This window comes from Ruegeria sp. MALMAid1280 (assembly GCF_049195285.1).
In the GTDB taxonomy this organism is placed as follows: Bacteria; Pseudomonadota; Alphaproteobacteria; order Rhodobacterales; family Rhodobacteraceae; genus Ruegeria.
Genome location: NZ_JBMIRT010000035.1, coordinates 96,862 through 111,975, shown reverse-complemented (window position 1 = coordinate 111,975; position 15,114 = coordinate 96,862). Strand labels below are relative to the sequence as shown.

The 15,114-nt window shown below is 62.3% G+C and carries 17 protein-coding genes; 7 read left to right on the top strand and 10 right to left on the bottom strand.

The window, feature by feature from the left end:
* Window positions 1–7: 7 nt before the first annotated feature.
* The 3 genes from ACOQFT_RS02725 to ACOQFT_RS02715 are packed head-to-tail and all read right to left on the bottom strand — an operon-like array spanning window position 8 to window position 2,854.
* Window positions 8–997, bottom strand: a complete 990-nt coding sequence (locus tag ACOQFT_RS02725) for a YcjF family protein (RefSeq protein ID WP_421596528.1) — start codon at window positions 995–997, stop codon at window positions 8–10.
* On the bottom strand, window positions 990–1,445 hold the full coding sequence (locus ACOQFT_RS02720; protein ID WP_421596527.1) for a GNAT family N-acetyltransferase: 456 nt from the start codon (window positions 1,443–1,445) through the stop codon (window positions 990–992). Before ACOQFT_RS02720 ends, ACOQFT_RS02725 begins: the two co-directional genes overlap by 8 nt.
* The gene (locus ACOQFT_RS02715; RefSeq protein WP_421596526.1) at window positions 1,442–2,854 is read right to left on the bottom strand and encodes a YcjX family protein; all 1,413 of its coding nucleotides are present in this window, start codon (window positions 2,852–2,854) and stop codon (window positions 1,442–1,444) included. Before ACOQFT_RS02715 ends, ACOQFT_RS02720 begins: the two co-directional genes overlap by 4 nt.
* A gap of 107 nt (window positions 2,855–2,961) precedes the next feature.
* On the opposite strand from ACOQFT_RS02715, the gene truA reads away from it, so the two are divergent.
* On the top strand, window positions 2,962–3,729 hold the full coding sequence (gene truA / locus ACOQFT_RS02710; RefSeq protein WP_421596525.1) for a tRNA pseudouridine(38-40) synthase TruA: 768 nt from the start codon (window positions 2,962–2,964) through the stop codon (window positions 3,727–3,729).
* Here the strand turns inward: truA and ACOQFT_RS02705 are convergent.
* The 3 genes from ACOQFT_RS02705 to ACOQFT_RS02695 all read right to left on the bottom strand — a co-directional run bounded on the left by ACOQFT_RS02705 (window position 3,726) and on the right by ACOQFT_RS02695 (window position 6,179).
* Complete coding sequence (locus tag ACOQFT_RS02705; RefSeq protein ID WP_421596524.1) at window positions 3,726–4,667, bottom strand: nickel/cobalt transporter; 942 nt, start codon at window positions 4,665–4,667, stop codon at window positions 3,726–3,728. The genes truA and ACOQFT_RS02705 overlap by 4 nt on opposite strands.
* Window positions 4,652–5,299 (bottom strand): DUF1007 family protein, encoded by a 648-nt coding sequence (locus ACOQFT_RS02700; protein ID WP_421596523.1) that lies wholly within the window; start codon window positions 5,297–5,299, stop codon window positions 4,652–4,654. The genes ACOQFT_RS02705 and ACOQFT_RS02700 overlap by 16 nt, the downstream gene beginning before the upstream one ends.
* Before the next feature lie 73 nt (window positions 5,300–5,372).
* Entirely contained in the window at window positions 5,373–6,179 is an 807-nt protein-coding gene (locus tag ACOQFT_RS02695; RefSeq protein WP_421596522.1) for a thioesterase family protein, read from the bottom strand.
* 136 nt (window positions 6,180–6,315) lie between these two features.
* On the opposite strand from ACOQFT_RS02695, the gene ACOQFT_RS02690 reads away from it, so the two are divergent.
* Window positions 6,316–7,251 carry a 2-hydroxyacid dehydrogenase gene (locus tag ACOQFT_RS02690; protein WP_421596521.1) on the top strand — a complete coding sequence of 312 codons (936 nt, stop codon included), beginning with the start codon at window positions 6,316–6,318 and terminating at the stop codon, window positions 7,249–7,251.
* A 7-nt stretch (window positions 7,252–7,258) separates the two neighbouring features.
* Here ACOQFT_RS02690 and ACOQFT_RS02685 read toward each other — a convergent pair whose 3' ends face one another.
* Entirely contained in the window at window positions 7,259–7,615 is a 357-nt protein-coding gene (locus ACOQFT_RS02685) for a hypothetical protein (RefSeq protein WP_421596520.1), read from the bottom strand.
* Window positions 7,616–7,790: 175 nt separating this feature from the next.
* On the opposite strand from ACOQFT_RS02685, the gene ACOQFT_RS02680 reads away from it, so the two are divergent.
* The 3 genes from ACOQFT_RS02680 (at window position 7,791) to ACOQFT_RS02670 (ending at window position 10,078) form a co-directional block, all read left to right on the top strand.
* A complete protein-coding gene (locus ACOQFT_RS02680) occupies window positions 7,791–8,624 on the top strand; it encodes a bifunctional allantoicase/(S)-ureidoglycine aminohydrolase (protein WP_421596519.1) in 834 nt (277 codons plus the stop codon).
* A gap of 89 nt (window positions 8,625–8,713) precedes the next feature.
* The gene (locus tag ACOQFT_RS02675; protein ID WP_170404021.1) at window positions 8,714–9,037 is read left to right on the top strand and encodes a hypothetical protein; all 324 of its coding nucleotides are present in this window, start codon (window positions 8,714–8,716) and stop codon (window positions 9,035–9,037) included.
* A gap of 54 nt (window positions 9,038–9,091) precedes the next feature.
* The gene (locus tag ACOQFT_RS02670; protein WP_421596518.1) at window positions 9,092–10,078 is read left to right on the top strand and encodes a type I glyceraldehyde-3-phosphate dehydrogenase; all 987 of its coding nucleotides are present in this window, start codon (window positions 9,092–9,094) and stop codon (window positions 10,076–10,078) included.
* Window positions 10,079–10,179: 101 nt separating this feature from the next.
* Here the strand turns inward: ACOQFT_RS02670 and ACOQFT_RS02665 are convergent, their stop codons facing one another.
* Together ACOQFT_RS02665 and puuE are read right to left on the bottom strand one after the other, a co-directional pair.
* A complete protein-coding gene (locus ACOQFT_RS02665; protein WP_421596517.1) occupies window positions 10,180–10,668 on the bottom strand; it encodes an ureidoglycolate lyase in 489 nt (162 codons plus the stop codon).
* Entirely contained in the window at window positions 10,665–12,083 is a 1,419-nt protein-coding gene (gene puuE, locus ACOQFT_RS02660; RefSeq protein ID WP_421596516.1) for an allantoinase PuuE, read from the bottom strand. Before puuE ends, ACOQFT_RS02665 begins: the two co-directional genes overlap by 4 nt.
* Window positions 12,084–12,244: 161 nt before the next feature.
* Here puuE and uraH point away from each other — a divergent pair, with 161 nt between their 5' ends.
* Complete coding sequence (uraH, locus tag ACOQFT_RS02655) at window positions 12,245–12,601, top strand: hydroxyisourate hydrolase (RefSeq protein ID WP_421596515.1); 357 nt, start codon at window positions 12,245–12,247, stop codon at window positions 12,599–12,601.
* 207 nt (window positions 12,602–12,808) lie between these two features.
* On the opposite strand, the gene ACOQFT_RS02650 is transcribed toward uraH, so the two are convergent.
* The gene (locus tag ACOQFT_RS02650) at window positions 12,809–13,729 is read right to left on the bottom strand and encodes a LysR family transcriptional regulator (RefSeq protein ID WP_421596514.1); all 921 of its coding nucleotides are present in this window, start codon (window positions 13,727–13,729) and stop codon (window positions 12,809–12,811) included.
* Between the two features lie 96 nt (window positions 13,730–13,825).
* On the opposite strand from ACOQFT_RS02650, the gene ACOQFT_RS02645 reads away from it, so the two are divergent.
* Window positions 13,826–15,049, top strand: a complete 1,224-nt coding sequence (locus ACOQFT_RS02645) for a urate hydroxylase PuuD (RefSeq protein WP_421596513.1) — start codon at window positions 13,826–13,828, stop codon at window positions 15,047–15,049.
* Window positions 15,050–15,114 lie beyond the last annotated feature (65 nt).

Below are 15,114 nucleotides of genomic sequence, written 5' to 3'. Positions count from 1 at the left end.
CGTCAGGTCAAGTTTTCGAAAACAACCCGCTGAGCGCCCGTTTGATCATCCCGCGCGTCGAGGGTTGGTGCCGATCGGAAAACGGCAGCGGACGGCAGACCTCCATCGCGGCAACGCCGACCCGCGCGCTGAGCGCGCCGTTCACCAGCCCCTCGCCAAACCGGCGCGACAGCTTGCTGAGAACCGATCCGCCCAGAACCGGCTCTAGCAGGTCATCGCCCACAGCCACGGCCCCGGTCGCCACCAGATGCACAAAGACCGCCCGCGTCAGGCGCCAACTGCCCAGAAACCCTGCGCGGCCACCGTAAATCTCAGCGACCCGGCGGATCATCCGCAACGACGCCGCAAGCGCCGTCACAACATCCGCCAGCGCCAGCGGCACCAGCGCAGTCACGGTCGCCACCTGCCGGGCGGCGGCTTCGACCTCGCGGCTGGCGGCGGCGTCCAGAGGGGCCAGCAGTTCGTCTTCGGCCAACGTCAGCAGGGTCGAGGCATCGAATTGCTCGCCCATCCGCTCAGTCAGACGGTCGCGGCCCCATCGGGTTTCGTCGCGCCCTTTGTAGAACGCGATCAGGCGGTTGGTGACCACGCGAGCCTGCGCCAGATCACCTTCGGCCAGAGCGACGTCGGCAGCGTGCCGCATCCCGTCCACGCGGGACAGCCGCCCGATGGCGGCAAGCTCTCGCAGGGCGATGATCAGGGCGACCAGAACAAGCGCCCCGATCAAACCGGTCACGACCCAGCCCAAGATCGGCGCACGCAGCAGCAGTGAATTGACGAAGTCCCAGGCGGCAACCGTGATCACCGCGCCAATCACCGCCAGCGCCAAGCCCCAGAACCACCGCGACAGGGCCGAGGGTTTCCGCGCCGCCAGCCGCGCCGCCGTCTGCATCGCCTGCCCCTGCAGAGGGGCAAAATCGGGCACCGGCGGGGCCTGCGCCACGTCAGCTGCGGGCTCTTCCGCATCCAGATCAATCAGTACCGGACCTTTAGCCATCCGCCACCCTTTCCCTGCGCCAGACATATTTGATGTCCGGCAGGTTTTCATCATTGTCCGCCCCGTCGCTGCGGGCAACTTCGGCAAAACCGTTGCGTTCATAGAACCGGCAGGCGCCGGGATTGGCCTGAAACGCAAATAACGAAAGCTCGGCCCGCCCGGTTTTTGCGTGATCCAGCAGACGCTGCCCTACCCCGCGCCCACACTCGGCGGGCGTCAGATACAGGGAATGGACCTGCGTTTCGTTAAGCGCAAGAAAGCCTGTAACCGCGCCGTCATCCTCGGCCACGGTGACCCAACCCTGATCGATCATCCACCCGCAGAAAGCGATCGTTTCGGCGCGTGAATGCAGCACCGGCATCCAGTCGTTATCACGAGAGAACGCGTGCAGGATCTCTCCGATACTGCCGGCATCGGTGGTACGGGCGGGGCGGAGCGTGACAATCACAGGCGGTCTCCGATCAGGAATTGCGCGGCACGATCCAGCCGGATATGCGGCGGGCCGTCGCCCGGTCGCAGGGTCAGATGCGCGGGCGCAAAGGCCATGAACCCGAAATCCTCACGCAACCAGCTTTCGGCCCCGTTACGCGCTGGGCCCAGCAGATGCGCCGGGTCTTCTGGCAGATCGCCGGGGTAAAAAGCCGCCTGCTTGCCGTCCAGCAAAGTGCCCCGCACACAAGGCAAGTCGGCCCCGTCATGCGTGCGGATCTCCTCGGTCGTCGCCCGCAGCGCCGCCAACGACAGCGCCGCCGTTTCCGCCCCGGCAAAGCTGGCCCGGTCCCGAGCGTCTCGGGTCAGGGCCTCCATGATATGGGTCAGGCGGGGATGTTGCGTGTGGTGCAGGTGATCGGCCTTGGTGGCGGCGAACAGGATACGCTCGACCCGTTTGCCCAGCAGCAACTGAGCAAGCCACGCGTTGCGCCCGGGGCGGAAGGCCGCAAGGATATCGGCCATCGCGCGACGCATATCCTCGACCGCCTGCGGGCCTTTGTGGATTGCGCCCAGCGCGTCAACCAGAACCACCTGCCGGTCGATCCGTGCGAAATGATCGCGAAAGAACGGCTTCACCACCTGCGCCTTGTAGGCCTCGTACCGCCGCGCCATTTCCCGATGCAGGCTGCGCCGTGGCGCGTGGCCCTCGACAGGCAGAGGCGCAAAGGTCAGCACCGGAGACCCCGCCAGATCGCCCGGCAACAGGAACCGTCCGGGCGTGCAGTCGTAGAACCCGGCCTCGCGTGCGGCGCCCAGATACGCAGCGAAGGTCTTCGCCAGCGTCTGCGCCGTAGGTTCGTCGTGTTTTTCTGCTGGTTCAGCCGCCTTGGCCTGTGCGATGTAAGGCGCGGCCTCAGTCCGGCCAGCGATGCGGTCCAGCGTCTCGGCCGACCAGACCTCATAGGACTTGTCCAACAGGGCCAGATCCAGCAGCCATTCTCCCGGGTAATCCACGATATCCAGATGGACGGTGCGCGGCCCCTGCAGGCCGGACAGCAAACCCGAGGGGCGGGCCTTGAAAGACAGGCGCAGTTCGGACACGGCGCGGGTGCTGTCAGGCCAGTGCGGTTGCGGGCCGATCAGCGCGGCCAGATGGTTTTCATAGTCGAACCGGGGCACCGTATCGTCGGGCTGCGGCTGCAGATAGGCGGTGTTGATCCGCCCCTCTTGTTGCGCCACCAGTCCGGGCATTCGCCCCCGATCCAGCAGGTTCGCGACCAGTGAGGTGATGAACACCGTCTTGCCCGACCGCGCCAATCCAGTGACGCCCAGACGGATAACCGGCTCGAACAATGTCTCGGACACGCGGTCGCCCACGGTTTCGACGCCGCGCACAAGACTGTCTGCCAGGGATGAGATGACCAAACTGTCGCCCCGCTTTTATCGTTTCGCTCAAGATAGGTAGAGGTCGCCGGACTTGCCAGAGCTTTCCCGCCCTTGCCCCTTTTCGCGCGGCACGTTACCAGCGGCCCATGCCCAGATACGCGCTGAAAGTCGAATACCACGGGGAACCGTTTGCCGGGTGGCAGCGGCAAAAGGAATTGCCGTCTGTTCAGGGGGCAATCGAACAGGCGCTATCGCGCATTCAGCCCGGAGATCACACCATCGCCGCCGCAGGCCGCACCGATGCAGGCGTACATGCGCTAGGTCAGGTGGCCCATTGCGATCTGGTCAAGGACTGGGACCCGTTCCGCCTGTCCGAGGCGCTGAATTATCATCTCAAGCCGCAACCTGTGGCGATCGTGAAGGCTGCGCGGGTGGATGACGACTGGCACGCAAGGTTCTCGGCGCTGGAGCGTCAGTATCTGTTTCGCATCCTGATGCGCCGCGCGCCCGCGACCCATGACGCCGGGCAGGTCTGGCAGATTAATCACCGGCTGGACATCGATACGATGCAGGCCGGGGCGGATATGCTGATCGGGCGGCATGACTTCACCACCTTCCGGTCTTCGATCTGTCAGGCGGCAAGCCCGGTCAAAACGCTGGATGAGCTGCGGGTCGAACAGGTTCAGGGGTTTTCCGGCCCAGAGGTTCATTTCCACGTCCGCGCGCGCTCGTTCCTGCACAATCAGGTGCGCAGTTTCGTGGGAACGCTGGAGCGTGTCGGCGCAGGCGCATGGACGCCTGAGGATGTGCGGGATGCACTGGAAGCGGCGGATCGCGCGGCCTGCGGCCCGGTGTGCCCGCCGCAGGGCCTGTATCTGGCGCGGGTTGGCTATCCCGAACCGGTGTTCGACTAGATTGCACGCATCAGCAGGCCGCTGGCGATCACAACGATAATCAGCCCCGCCACCAGTTCGATCGTCGGCGCCAGCACCGAGGCAAACCGCGTGGCCGATGCAGAGGCCAACAACCCTCCGCGCAGTCCGAACGAGGTCCAGCCGACCAGAGTCGTGACCATTGCTGTGCCCAAAGCCATCGCAAAGGCCCCCGCGATGCCGACCATTGCAATACCCATCTGCCATGTCAGGATCAGCACGAACAAAGCACCGGTGCAGGGCCGCGCGGCGATGCCCGCGATCAGCAGCATGGCCTCGCGCACACTGCCCACCTGAGCGACTTCCTCGGCCGTCGGGCCGTGGCGGTGACCGCAACCGGAACAGACGCCATCATCGTGATCATGATGATGGTGATGGTGGTCATGGTCGTGATGATCATGATGCTGCTGCGCGGTTTCGGTTCGATGCCGCCGTGCGAAACTGCGAACAGAGCGGATCATCAACCAAAGACCGATCGCTGCGATGGCCGCGTAACTGATCGGGGCCATGACCTGCTCGGTCGTGCCCACCAGGCTTTCGCGCGACATCTGAAAGATCAGAACCCCGGCGTAAACCAGCACAACCGCCGTCACCGCCTGCCCCAAACTGGACAGCACGCTGATTGCGGACAGGCGCCAGAAAGCGACGCGGCGACCCAGCCCGTAGCCTCCGATCAGTACCTTGCCATGGCCCGGGCCAATCGCATGGAAGAAGCCATAGGCGAAACAGACCGTCAGCAGAGTCGCGACCGCCTCGGGCTGTTCGGCGCGGGCGGCACGCAGGGCGCGGGCAATCTGGTTCTGAAACTCGCGCTGCTCACCGGCGGCCCAAGCGGCCAGGCTGTCAAAGCCGCCACTTCCCCAGAACCACAGCAGCAGCGCAATGGCGATGGCAACCGGAACAATCAGGTATTTGGACATGACACGAAAATCTCGGTCGCAAAGCTTTCCCCGACCAGCGGGATATCGTTTTCCTCAAGATCGTAATCGGCATCCAGCGTCAACAGGAACGCCTGCATTTGCGCCAGCTGGCCGTCAATGTCGGGATCAATCCGGCTGATCCGGCATGACGCGGGGCCTGTCACCGTCACCGGACGGGTCACTTCGTATGCGGTGTAATAGGATTCGTCATAGGCTTTTGCCATCAGCGCAGAGGCCGACACGGCACCGCCATCAACCGCACGCAGATGGGATGAGACAATGCGCCCGTCCTCGGTGGTGGCCTGCGGCTCCAGCGGGCCGGACAGCGCGACCGGATCCCCATCCGCGAACAGGACCAGATCGCCGTTATACCCCTCCATCCATTGCGCATCGAAACCGGCCAGAAAGCCCTGTTCGCTGTCCGTCAGAACACCGTCCGCATCCTGATCCAGCTTCATGTCTTCAAGGACCAGCAACGAGTAGAACTCATCATAGGCCCAGGTCACGCGCACATGGGTCAGCTGGCCGGAGTCGTCCACGATGAACTCCAACCCGGTGTCGATAAAGACATGCGGGTGCGCCATCGCCGGGATCGGCAGGCAGCAGGTCAAAAGGGTTACGATCCAGCGCATGGGCGAAAGATAGGGGCTCGACCCACGCCCGGCAATGCAATTCAAAGATGACGTGCAGAAACCGGCCAAAGGATCAGGTCGGCGGAAACAGAATGATTGTTTGCAAGGCCGTCCCAACCGGCCCTTCGATGTCATACAGCACCGATTGAGACATCCCGATCCCCGAAGGTTGCCAGTGGCTGATCGACTCTGAGGCCAGCCAGTCCGACACCGGCTCACGATGTATCTGGACAGTCAGGTCAGTGTTCATGAATCCCATCTCGGTTGTTGGCGCGTTCCACGAGATGCCATTGCCACAATCGGCCAGCGGGCACAGCGCTTGAATCGGCGATGGCACCTCGCCCTCAAGCAATGCGGGGACTCGCATCCAGACCGTTTTGGGACCGGCCCCCTGATTGCCGCCTTTCGGATACAGCACGTCAGAGTGATTGGCGAAACCGGGCAGATCGTGGCGCACCTCGCCGATCGGAAATGGTCCGGTCACGGCGTCTTCCAACCGGGGCAGAGCCATCGACACATTCGGAACCGGTCCCAGATCGCGCCGCGCCAGATGCATGGTCGTGGCGGTGGCGCAGAGCCTGTCATCCAGATCGTGCACGGTGACTCGTGTGGTGGCCAGCGTCTTGGTGTGGCGCGTGGTTTCCGCCGCCACCCGCAGCCCAGCCAACGGTTGCGGCCGCAGCAGATCGACCGTCAGGCGGGTCAGCATCTTCTCGGGGCCAACCTCGGTTTCCGCTGCCCGCACGATCAGGCCGCTGACCGGACCCGCATGGCAATGATCGGCAGACCAAGGCCCACGCGCCGGATCGTTGCCGACAAAGGCACCGTCGTCGCGCAAATGGAAATAGGCCGGACGGCTCTGCTCTGATGTCCTGCTCATGGACTGCCTCAACATTTTCTGCTCACCCGACGCCAAGACCGGGCTTTACCTTCGGCCCGAGAATGACTTAGCTGCGGGGAAAATGTCCAGTTCGGTAACCGGGCATAGCGAAAATTGAGGCAGTGGGAGGTGCATCATGGCTTTGCTGATCGAAACCGGGGTGTCTGACTGGATCAGCGATAGCGATATTGCCCGCGATATCCGGCAGCTGTACCCCGGCGCGGATGTAAGGACGCCGGACACTTTGGGCGATCCTGCCGACATCACCGTGGTTGCGGTGGTCAGGTTAAGCGACGACCATCCCAAACGCCTGCCCAACCTGCAACTGGTGCAAAAGCTGGGTGCCGGAGTCGAGACCATTGTCAGCAACCCCAACCTGCCGGACCATGTGCGGGTGGCGCGTTTGAAACCAGATGCGCCCGCACAGGAAATCGCCGAATGGTTCGTGGCCTATGTCCTGCGCCGCCAACGCCATATGGTCTTTCACGAAGCCGCCCAGCACCGCGCGGAATGGCTGCCCAAGGCCCCGCTTTTTGCACCCGAAACGGTGGTTGGGGTTCTTGGGCTGGGCCATATCGGTGCGCGCAGCGCCAGGATGCTGCGGGCCGTCGGGTTTCAGGTCATGGGCTGGAGCCGGTCCCCCAAGCAGATCGACGGCGTGACCTGCCTGCATGGCGACGCAGCCCTGCCGGAATTGCTGGGGCAATGCGATCATGTCTGCGCGATCCTGCCCTCGACCCCTCAGACCGTCGGGCTGTTCGATGCCCGGATTTTGGCTGCGATGAAGCCTGGCAGTCAGCTACTGAACGCCGGCAGGGGCGATTTGATCGACGAAACCGCGCTGATCTCTGCGCTGAACAATGGCGCACCCGGCCATGCGGTACTGGATGTGACATCAACGGAACCCCTGCCCTCGGACAGTCCGCTTTGGGCGCATCCGGGCGTCACCGTCACGCCCCACGTTTCCGGCTGGCATCTGGGCGAGGCTCTGACGGATGTGGGCGAGAACTTTCAGCGGCTGACCACCGGGAAAGCCTTACTGCACGAGGTCGACAGGGCACGCGGCTACTGATCGCGGATCAGGGCGTCAGGATCCAGTTGCCGCCCGCATCGCGGCAGCGGCGGGTCCTGACCTCTCGGGTCTGGTCTGTGCCTTCGGGCTGAATAAAGTGTTGCAGGTGAACGCAATTGTCGCGGACATCACGGACAAGGATCGTGCCTTTCGACCCGGTTGCGTCGTTTACCCAGGTGCCTTCTTCGCCGACGCGAGGTGTCGATCCGGCCAACATCGCATCCGCGGTTTCGCTCACCACTTCGAAATCCGCAGGGGTAAGGCCCATTTCCGAGATAATTCGGGAAATCGGCTTGGCTTGGACGACCGTCGCCGCGCCAAGAATAACAACCGCCGCCAGAGTAGGAGAAATCCGGGCTTTCATGATCGCCTCGCCTTGCTGAAAAAGATTTGCATTCAAGACTATACCGCCCGTGAACCGGGGCCAAGCCCCGTTGGGCGACCTTCAAATTATCCCGAACAAACCTATCGCAACTCTGCCGCTAGGACCGGCGGGGCAATCCCCGCATAGTGCCCCGACCACCAAGCAGAGGCACCCGATGGCACACCCCACCTACTACGCGCCCACAGGCGGCCACCCCGGTCAGGACCAGCTTTTGACCGACCGCGCCATGTTCACCGAGGCCTATGCGGTGATCCCAAAAGGCACGATGCGCGACATCGTAACCAGCGCGCTGCCGTTTTGGGAAAAGACCCGGCTCTGGGTGCTGTCCCGCCCCCTCAGCGGATTTGCCGAGACCTTCTCGCAGTACATCATGGAGGTGCAGCCCGGCGGCGGCAGTAACCGCCCCGAGACCGACCCTCAGGCGCAGGGCGTGCTGTTCGTTGTCGAAGGTGCGGTGACGCTGACACTGGCCGGTGAGGTGCACCAGCTGGACACAGGTGGATATGCTTATATTCCAGCCGGTTGCGAATGGACTTTGCACAACAGCACCAAAGAAACTGCCCGCTTCCACTGGGTCCGCAAAGCCTATGAGGCCGTCCCCGGCCTGCCCGCCCCCGATCCGATCATCACCAATGAACGCGACGTGACGCCTGTTGAGATGCCGGGAACCGAGGGCCGCTGGTCCACCACCCGCTTCGCCGACCCGCAGGACCTGCGCCACGACATGCATGTGAACATCGTCAATTTCGAACCCGGCGGCCTGATCCCTTTTGCCGAAACGCACGTGATGGAGCATGGTCTCTATGTGCTTGAAGGCAAAGCCGTCTACCGGCTCAATCAGGATTGGGTCGAGGTCGAGGCCGGCGATTACATGTGGCTGCGCGCTTTCTGCCCGCAAGCATGTTACGCGGGCGGTCCGGGGCGATTCCGCTATCTGCTTTACAAGGATGTGAACCGGCACATGCCGCTGTCCTTGGCCAAACGCTGACGCCAAATCGGCTTTTTCCGGCGCAGGGGTTCACAGAAGCGCTTTAATCTGGTGAAATAACACCGGTTTTTAGCACTGGAGATTGTTCAATGGTACTGCGCGGATCGATGCTGGCACTGGCAGCTGTAGTTGGCCTGACGGCCCTGGAGGCAACCCCAGTTGCCGCCAAAGAAGAAACCAAATCGGTATTCGTCATGAGCCGTACATGGGCCGTTACGCAAGTCTCGGACGCTCCGGTCGTCTATCGCGCAACCCGGGACAACAACAACCTGAACCCGTTTGGCCCGCCACCGCGCCTGCGCACCATTCAGGCCATGGCAGCCATCCAGGCGGCGACCGGGTGCAAGCCGCTCCGGGCCAGCATGTATCAGAACATCTCGGGTCAGTTTTTTTCGCAGGTCAGCTGCAACTGACCTCAGGTCGAAACGGGCATTGAGGTCGACGCAACCCGCTGCCATAGCTTGCGCATGAAACTCGCGATCAACGGATTCGGCCGGATTGGCCGCACGATCCTGCGGCAGCTGCTGGCTTTGCCGCCGGATAGTGATGTCGAACTGGTGCTGATCAACGACATCGCACCGCTCGGAACCTGTGCTTACCTGTTCAAATACGACAGCACTTTTGGACCCTACTCTGGATCGGTGGAGGCCGGTGAAGATGCCTTGCAGGTTGACGGCCATACCATCCCGATCACCCACAGTCCGGACCTGTCCCGTGTCGATCTGACCGGGGTCGACGTTCTGATGGATTGCACCGGCGTCGCGCGCACCTCGGACGTGGCTGGTCAGGGTCTGACCGCAGGGGCGGGCAAAGTGCTGATCTCCGGCCCCTCGCCCGCCACCGAGGTGACCATCGTTCTGGGTGCCAACGAGGACCAGTTGGGCAACGCCCGGATCGTTTCGAACGCGTCCTGCACCACCAACGGGCTGGCCCCACTGGTCAAGGTTCTGGACGGGATCGGAGGCATCGCCTCAGCCCATATGACGACGATCCATTGCTACACCAACAGCCAGCCCATGGTGGATGCCCCGCGCGGCGATCTGGCCCGGTCGCGCGCCGGGGCACTGTCCATGGTCCCCACGACCACCAGTGCCACAGAACTGATCGATGAGGTTATGCCCCACCTCGCAGGCCGCATTTCCGGCGCAGCGGTGCGCGTCCCAACCGCCAGCGTGTCCGCGGTCGATCTGGTCGCAACCCTGAACCGCGGCATGTCCGCCACCGAGTTTGAATTCGAACTGCGAAAAGCGGTCTCACAGTCCGCCGTTCTGGGTTGGATCGATCACCCGCTGGTATCGTCAGACCTGCGGACCAGACCTGAATCGCTGGTCATAGCAGGCCCCGAAACGCGCATGGTCGGTGAAAATCAGGTCCGCGTCTTTGGCTGGTACGACAACGAATGGGGCTTTTCGGCACGGATGCTCGACGTCGCCCGGCTGATGGCACGACCCTGACCTCTGCGCTACTGCAGCGGGTGGGCTTGCCCGCGCGCTGCCCGGCCCAAAGGGTCCCAAGCATCTTTGATGCGCCAGGGACCGGGCGGGAGGGTCCGCCGCTAGCCCGCCACAACCTCATAAGGTTCGTCGAACCAGACCTCTTCCAGATTGGCCCCCTTTCCAACCCGGTCGACAACGGCGAACAGGCCCGGAGCATGCAGCGGTGTTAGAACGCCGTGCCATGTCCCCCGATGATAATTCACTGCCTGTCCGTGTGTCGTGACAAATGCCAAGGGCTCGCCCGGCCGCCCGTCTACATCCGGCGCAACGATGACCAAAAACGGGTGCTGCGTCATCGGAATGAAGGCCTGACTGCCGTCGGGGTGCCGTTCGACCATATCCAGCCGATACGGCAAACTTCGCGGATTGGCATTGAACAGGCTGATCCCTGCGCGACCATCGGAAAAATCCAGCCCCGCGCGGTCATGGTATCGGCCACACTGCCCCTGATTGATGATCCTGTCCGGCTCACCCGCAACTTCCAGCACATCGCCAAAGGGCACAAAGGCCTCGGCAGTCAGCGGCGCGGCGACGATCCGGCGGCTCATGAGGGCAACACGTCCCGCAAACGGAATTCGGCGATGCGTTCGACCTGACGGCAGGCTTCGGCAAATTCCGTATCCCGGTCCTGTTCGATCCGTCGCTGGAACGCCCGCAGGATCGAGGTCTTGTCGTGATCGCGCACCGCAATGATGAAGGGAAAACCAAACTTCTCAGTGTAGCGCTGGTTCAGATCGGTGAAAGCGGCGCGCTCTTCATCCGTCAATGCATCCAACCCCGCCGAGGCCTGCTCGGACGTGCTTTCCTGCGTCAGACGCTTGGCCTGCGCCAGCTTGCCCGCCAGATCCGGGTGCGCCGTCAACACGCCCAGCCGCTCCCGCTCCGAGGCCGAGCGGAACATGCGGGACAGTGCGTTGTGCACCCCTCCCGCCGTGTCATGGGCCGGACCAAGTTCCAGATCAAAAGCACGCTCCGCAATCCAGGCGGAATGTTCGAAGATGCCACCATAAGCTGCAACAAACTCATCCCGCTGCATCTGCGATGGTTTCGGATGCGCCATCGGGGGATGCTGCGCCGCCCAATGTTCGGCAATCTGCAGCCGCGTAGCAAACCAGACATCCGAAAACCCGCGCGCATAGTCCAGGAACCGCTTCAATGCCATCAAGCGTCCGGGCCGCCCGATCAGGCGGCAATGCAATCCAATTGATAGCATCTTGGGTGCCCCCGCCTCACCCTCGGCATAAAGCGCATCGAAGCTGTCTTTGAGATACGTGTAGAACTGATCGCCCGAGTTGAAGCCCTGCGGCGTGGCAAAGCGCATATCGTTGCAGTCCAACGTATATGGCACGATCAACTGATCCCGCCCGCCGGTCTGCATCCAATAGGGCAGATCATCGGCATACGTGTCGGCCACATATGCAAACCCACCCTCTTCAGCCACCAGCCGGACGGTGTTTTCGGAACAACGGCCGGTATACCAACCGCGCGGGCGCTCACCCACGACCTCGGTATGCAGGCGGATGGCCTCGGCGATATGCGCGCGCTCTTCATCCTCGGACATGTCCTTGTGTTCGATCCATTTCAGGCCGTGGCTGGCGACCTCCCAACCCGCCGCCGTCATCGCGGCCACCTGATCCGGCGACCGAGCCAGCGCCGTCGCCACGCCATAGACCGTGATCGGCACGTCCTGCATCAGCCGATGCAGACGCCAGAACCCCGCCCGCGACCCGTATTCGTAGATCGACTCCATATTCCAATGGCGCTGTCCCGGCCAAGGCGCCACGCCGACAACCTCGGACAGAAACGCCTCGGACGCGGCATCACCATGCAGGATATTGTTCTCGCCACCTTCTTCGTAGTTCAGCACGATCTGCACGGCCAGCTTGGCCCCGCCGGGCCATTTGGCATTTGGCGGGGTGGCTCCGTAACCGATCATGTCACGAGGGTATCGAGGCGGTTGCATGGCATCTTCCGTTCTAGTGCGTTTCATCAGCCTTAGACCAGAAACGCGCGGTTGATTATCAAACTAATCCGAACGCTGTTTCCGGTTCTTTCGGCATTTCCACTATTTAGAACTTTGCGCCAGACTGCGACAAAGCTAAAGGCAAATCAAAGGAGACCCCCGTGGCAGGTTACCTGACAACCCACGTTCTGGACACGGCACGCGGTTGCCCGGCCCAAGGGCTGCGGATCGCCCTGTATGAAATCACCGGGGAAACCCGCCGCCAACTGGCCGAGACCGAAACCAATTCCGACGGCCGCACCAACAGCCCGATTCTTCCACAAGAAGACTTCAAAACAGGCTCTTATGAGCTGGTTTTCTTTGCCGGAGACTACCTGCGCGCGACAGGTCAGGTCGCCGAAGACCCTCTGTTTCTGGATCAGGTACCGATCCGGTTCGGCATGTCTGACGCGGATGCGCACTACCACGTGCCCTTGTTATTGTCGCCCTATGGCTACTCAACCTATCGAGGCAGCTGAAGACATCCCGCAAGGCTCCCGCCCGTCGGCTGCCCCTGCCGGGGCGCCTCCCGTTGGGCCGGGCGCCACGCCTTTCAGGCGTGTCGCGGTCCCAAGTTCCATTTCCCTTTTCGCGTCCTCCAGCGCGACCGCACCGCGGCTTTGCCGCGGTGCCCGGCCCAACGCTGTGCAGCGCCCTCAGGGCGCAATCAGGGGCGGGAGCCTTTGCTAACCCGAAGTTTCGGAACTCCGCACGACCTTGCCAATACGCGCGATCATGAAATCCATGAAAAGACGCGCCTTGGGATCCTGGTGGCGACGATGGGTGTATAGGCATGCCATCTGCACCGGAACCGGAGGTGTCTCAACTGAAACCGGCACCAGTCGCCCGGCCTTCAGATGTTCGGACACCTCGAACACCGGCTTCATCGCAATCCCCTGCCCCGATAACGCCCAATCGGTCAGCACGTCCCCATCGTCGCATTCGAACCGACCGGACACTGCGAAGCGCCTCGGTCCCTCGGGTGTCTCCAACTGCCATTGGAACTCTGTCGCGCCCGGAAAGCGCAGGTTCAGGCATTCATGTTTCCCCGAGACCAGGTCTGCCCCCGTCTGCGGCATCCCCCTTCGCTGTACATAATCGGGTGCCGCGCAAAGCACCCTTTGGCAGTCGGCAATCTTGCGGATGCGCAGGGTGCTGTCTTCGGGCTGACCAATGAAAAACGCCAAATCCAGCCCCTCGGTCGTCAGGTCTACCGACCGGTCCGTCAGGCGCAAACGCACATCAATCTCGGGATATTCCTCGAGAAAATCAGGCACATGCGGCGCCAACAACCTGCGCCCCACACCCAATGGCGCTGCAACAAACAGAGATCCACGCGGCGCTTCGGTCAGGTGGACCACCTGCGCCTCGGCCTCATCCACCGCGTCCAGCACCGCGACCGCACCGGGATAGAACGCCCGGCCCTGCTCGGTCGGGCTGAGGTTGCGCGTGGTGCGCTGGAACAGGCGCACGCCCAGATGATCCTCAAGCTGCGATATCCGCGCTGAGGTCACAGCAGGCGAAATCCGCAAATCGCGGCCAGCAGCAGACATGCTGCCCAGATCGTAGACACGAACAAAAGTACGGATATTGTCGAGATAGGACATCTTATCGTTTTTTTTGATACAGTTTGACAATATACGGGAATACCGAAGAAAAGCCCGTTTGCCTAGTGTGGCGGTAACTTACCGGAGAGACCTCTCATGTTCGAATTCGCCGTGTTCTGGGATTGGATGGGTTTTGCCGTGCGCTGGCTGCACGTCATCACCGCGATCGCCTGGATCGGATCGTCTTTCTACTTCATCGCGCTGGACCTTGGCCTGAACCGCAACATCCCCGGCCCGGCGGATGGCGAGGAATGGCAGGTCCATGGCGGCGGCTTCTATCACATCCAGAAATACCTGGTCGCGCCCGAACGAATGCCGGACCACCTGACCTGGTTCAAATGGGAAAGCTATGCCACCTGGCTGAGCGGTGCCGCGCTGCTGATGATCGTCTATTGGGTCGGAGGAGAGCTGTATCTGATCGACGCGGAAAAGGCCGATCTGGCGCTTTGGCAGGGGATTCTGATCTCGGCCGCCTCGCTGACCGTAGGCTGGCTGATCTATGATTTCCTGTGCAAATCCGGTCTGGGAGAGCGCCCGACCCTGCTGATGGTGCTGCTGTTTATTCTGCTGGTGGCGATGGGCTGGGGCTATAACCAGATCTTCACAGGCCGTGCGATGATGCTGCATCTGGGGGCCTTCACCGCCACGATCATGACCGCCAACGTGTTCTTCATCATCATGCCGAATCAACGGATCGTGGTGGATGACCTGAAAAACGGCCGCACTCCGGACCCGAAATACGGCAAGATCGCCAAGCTGCGGTCGACTCACAACAACTACCTGACGTTGCCAGTCGTGTTCCTGATGCTGTCGAACCACTACCCGCTGGCTTTTGCGACCGAATACAACTGGATCATCGCGGCGCTGGTGTTCCTGATGGGCGTCACCATCCGGCACTACTTCAACACCCGCCACGCTCGCGCCGGGAACCCGACCTGGACCTGGGCCGTCACCACCATCCTGTTCATCGCCATCATGTGGCTGTCCACCGCGCCGATGTACAAGCCGCTGGAAGAGGCCGAGGCACAACCGCTGACGCCCTATGAACAGAAATTCGCAGCCGCAGACGGGTTTGAAGACGCGCATGACGTCGTGCTGGGCCGCTGTTCCATGTGCCATGCCCGCGAACCGGTGTGGGAGGGTATTCAGTGGGCCCCCAAAGGGGTCCTGCTGGAAACCGAAGGCGATATTGCCCGCAACGCCAGACAAATCTACCTGCAGGCGGGCATCAGCCACGCCATGCCGCCCGCCAACGTGACCTATATGGAACCCGAAGACCGCGAAGCGATCATTCGCTGGTTCCGCAACGCCGGGTCCTGACCACAACAGGGCCGGAAATTCGGCGTTGTTTTCGATAAGTTCTTTCCCTGCGTGGAAACTGATGC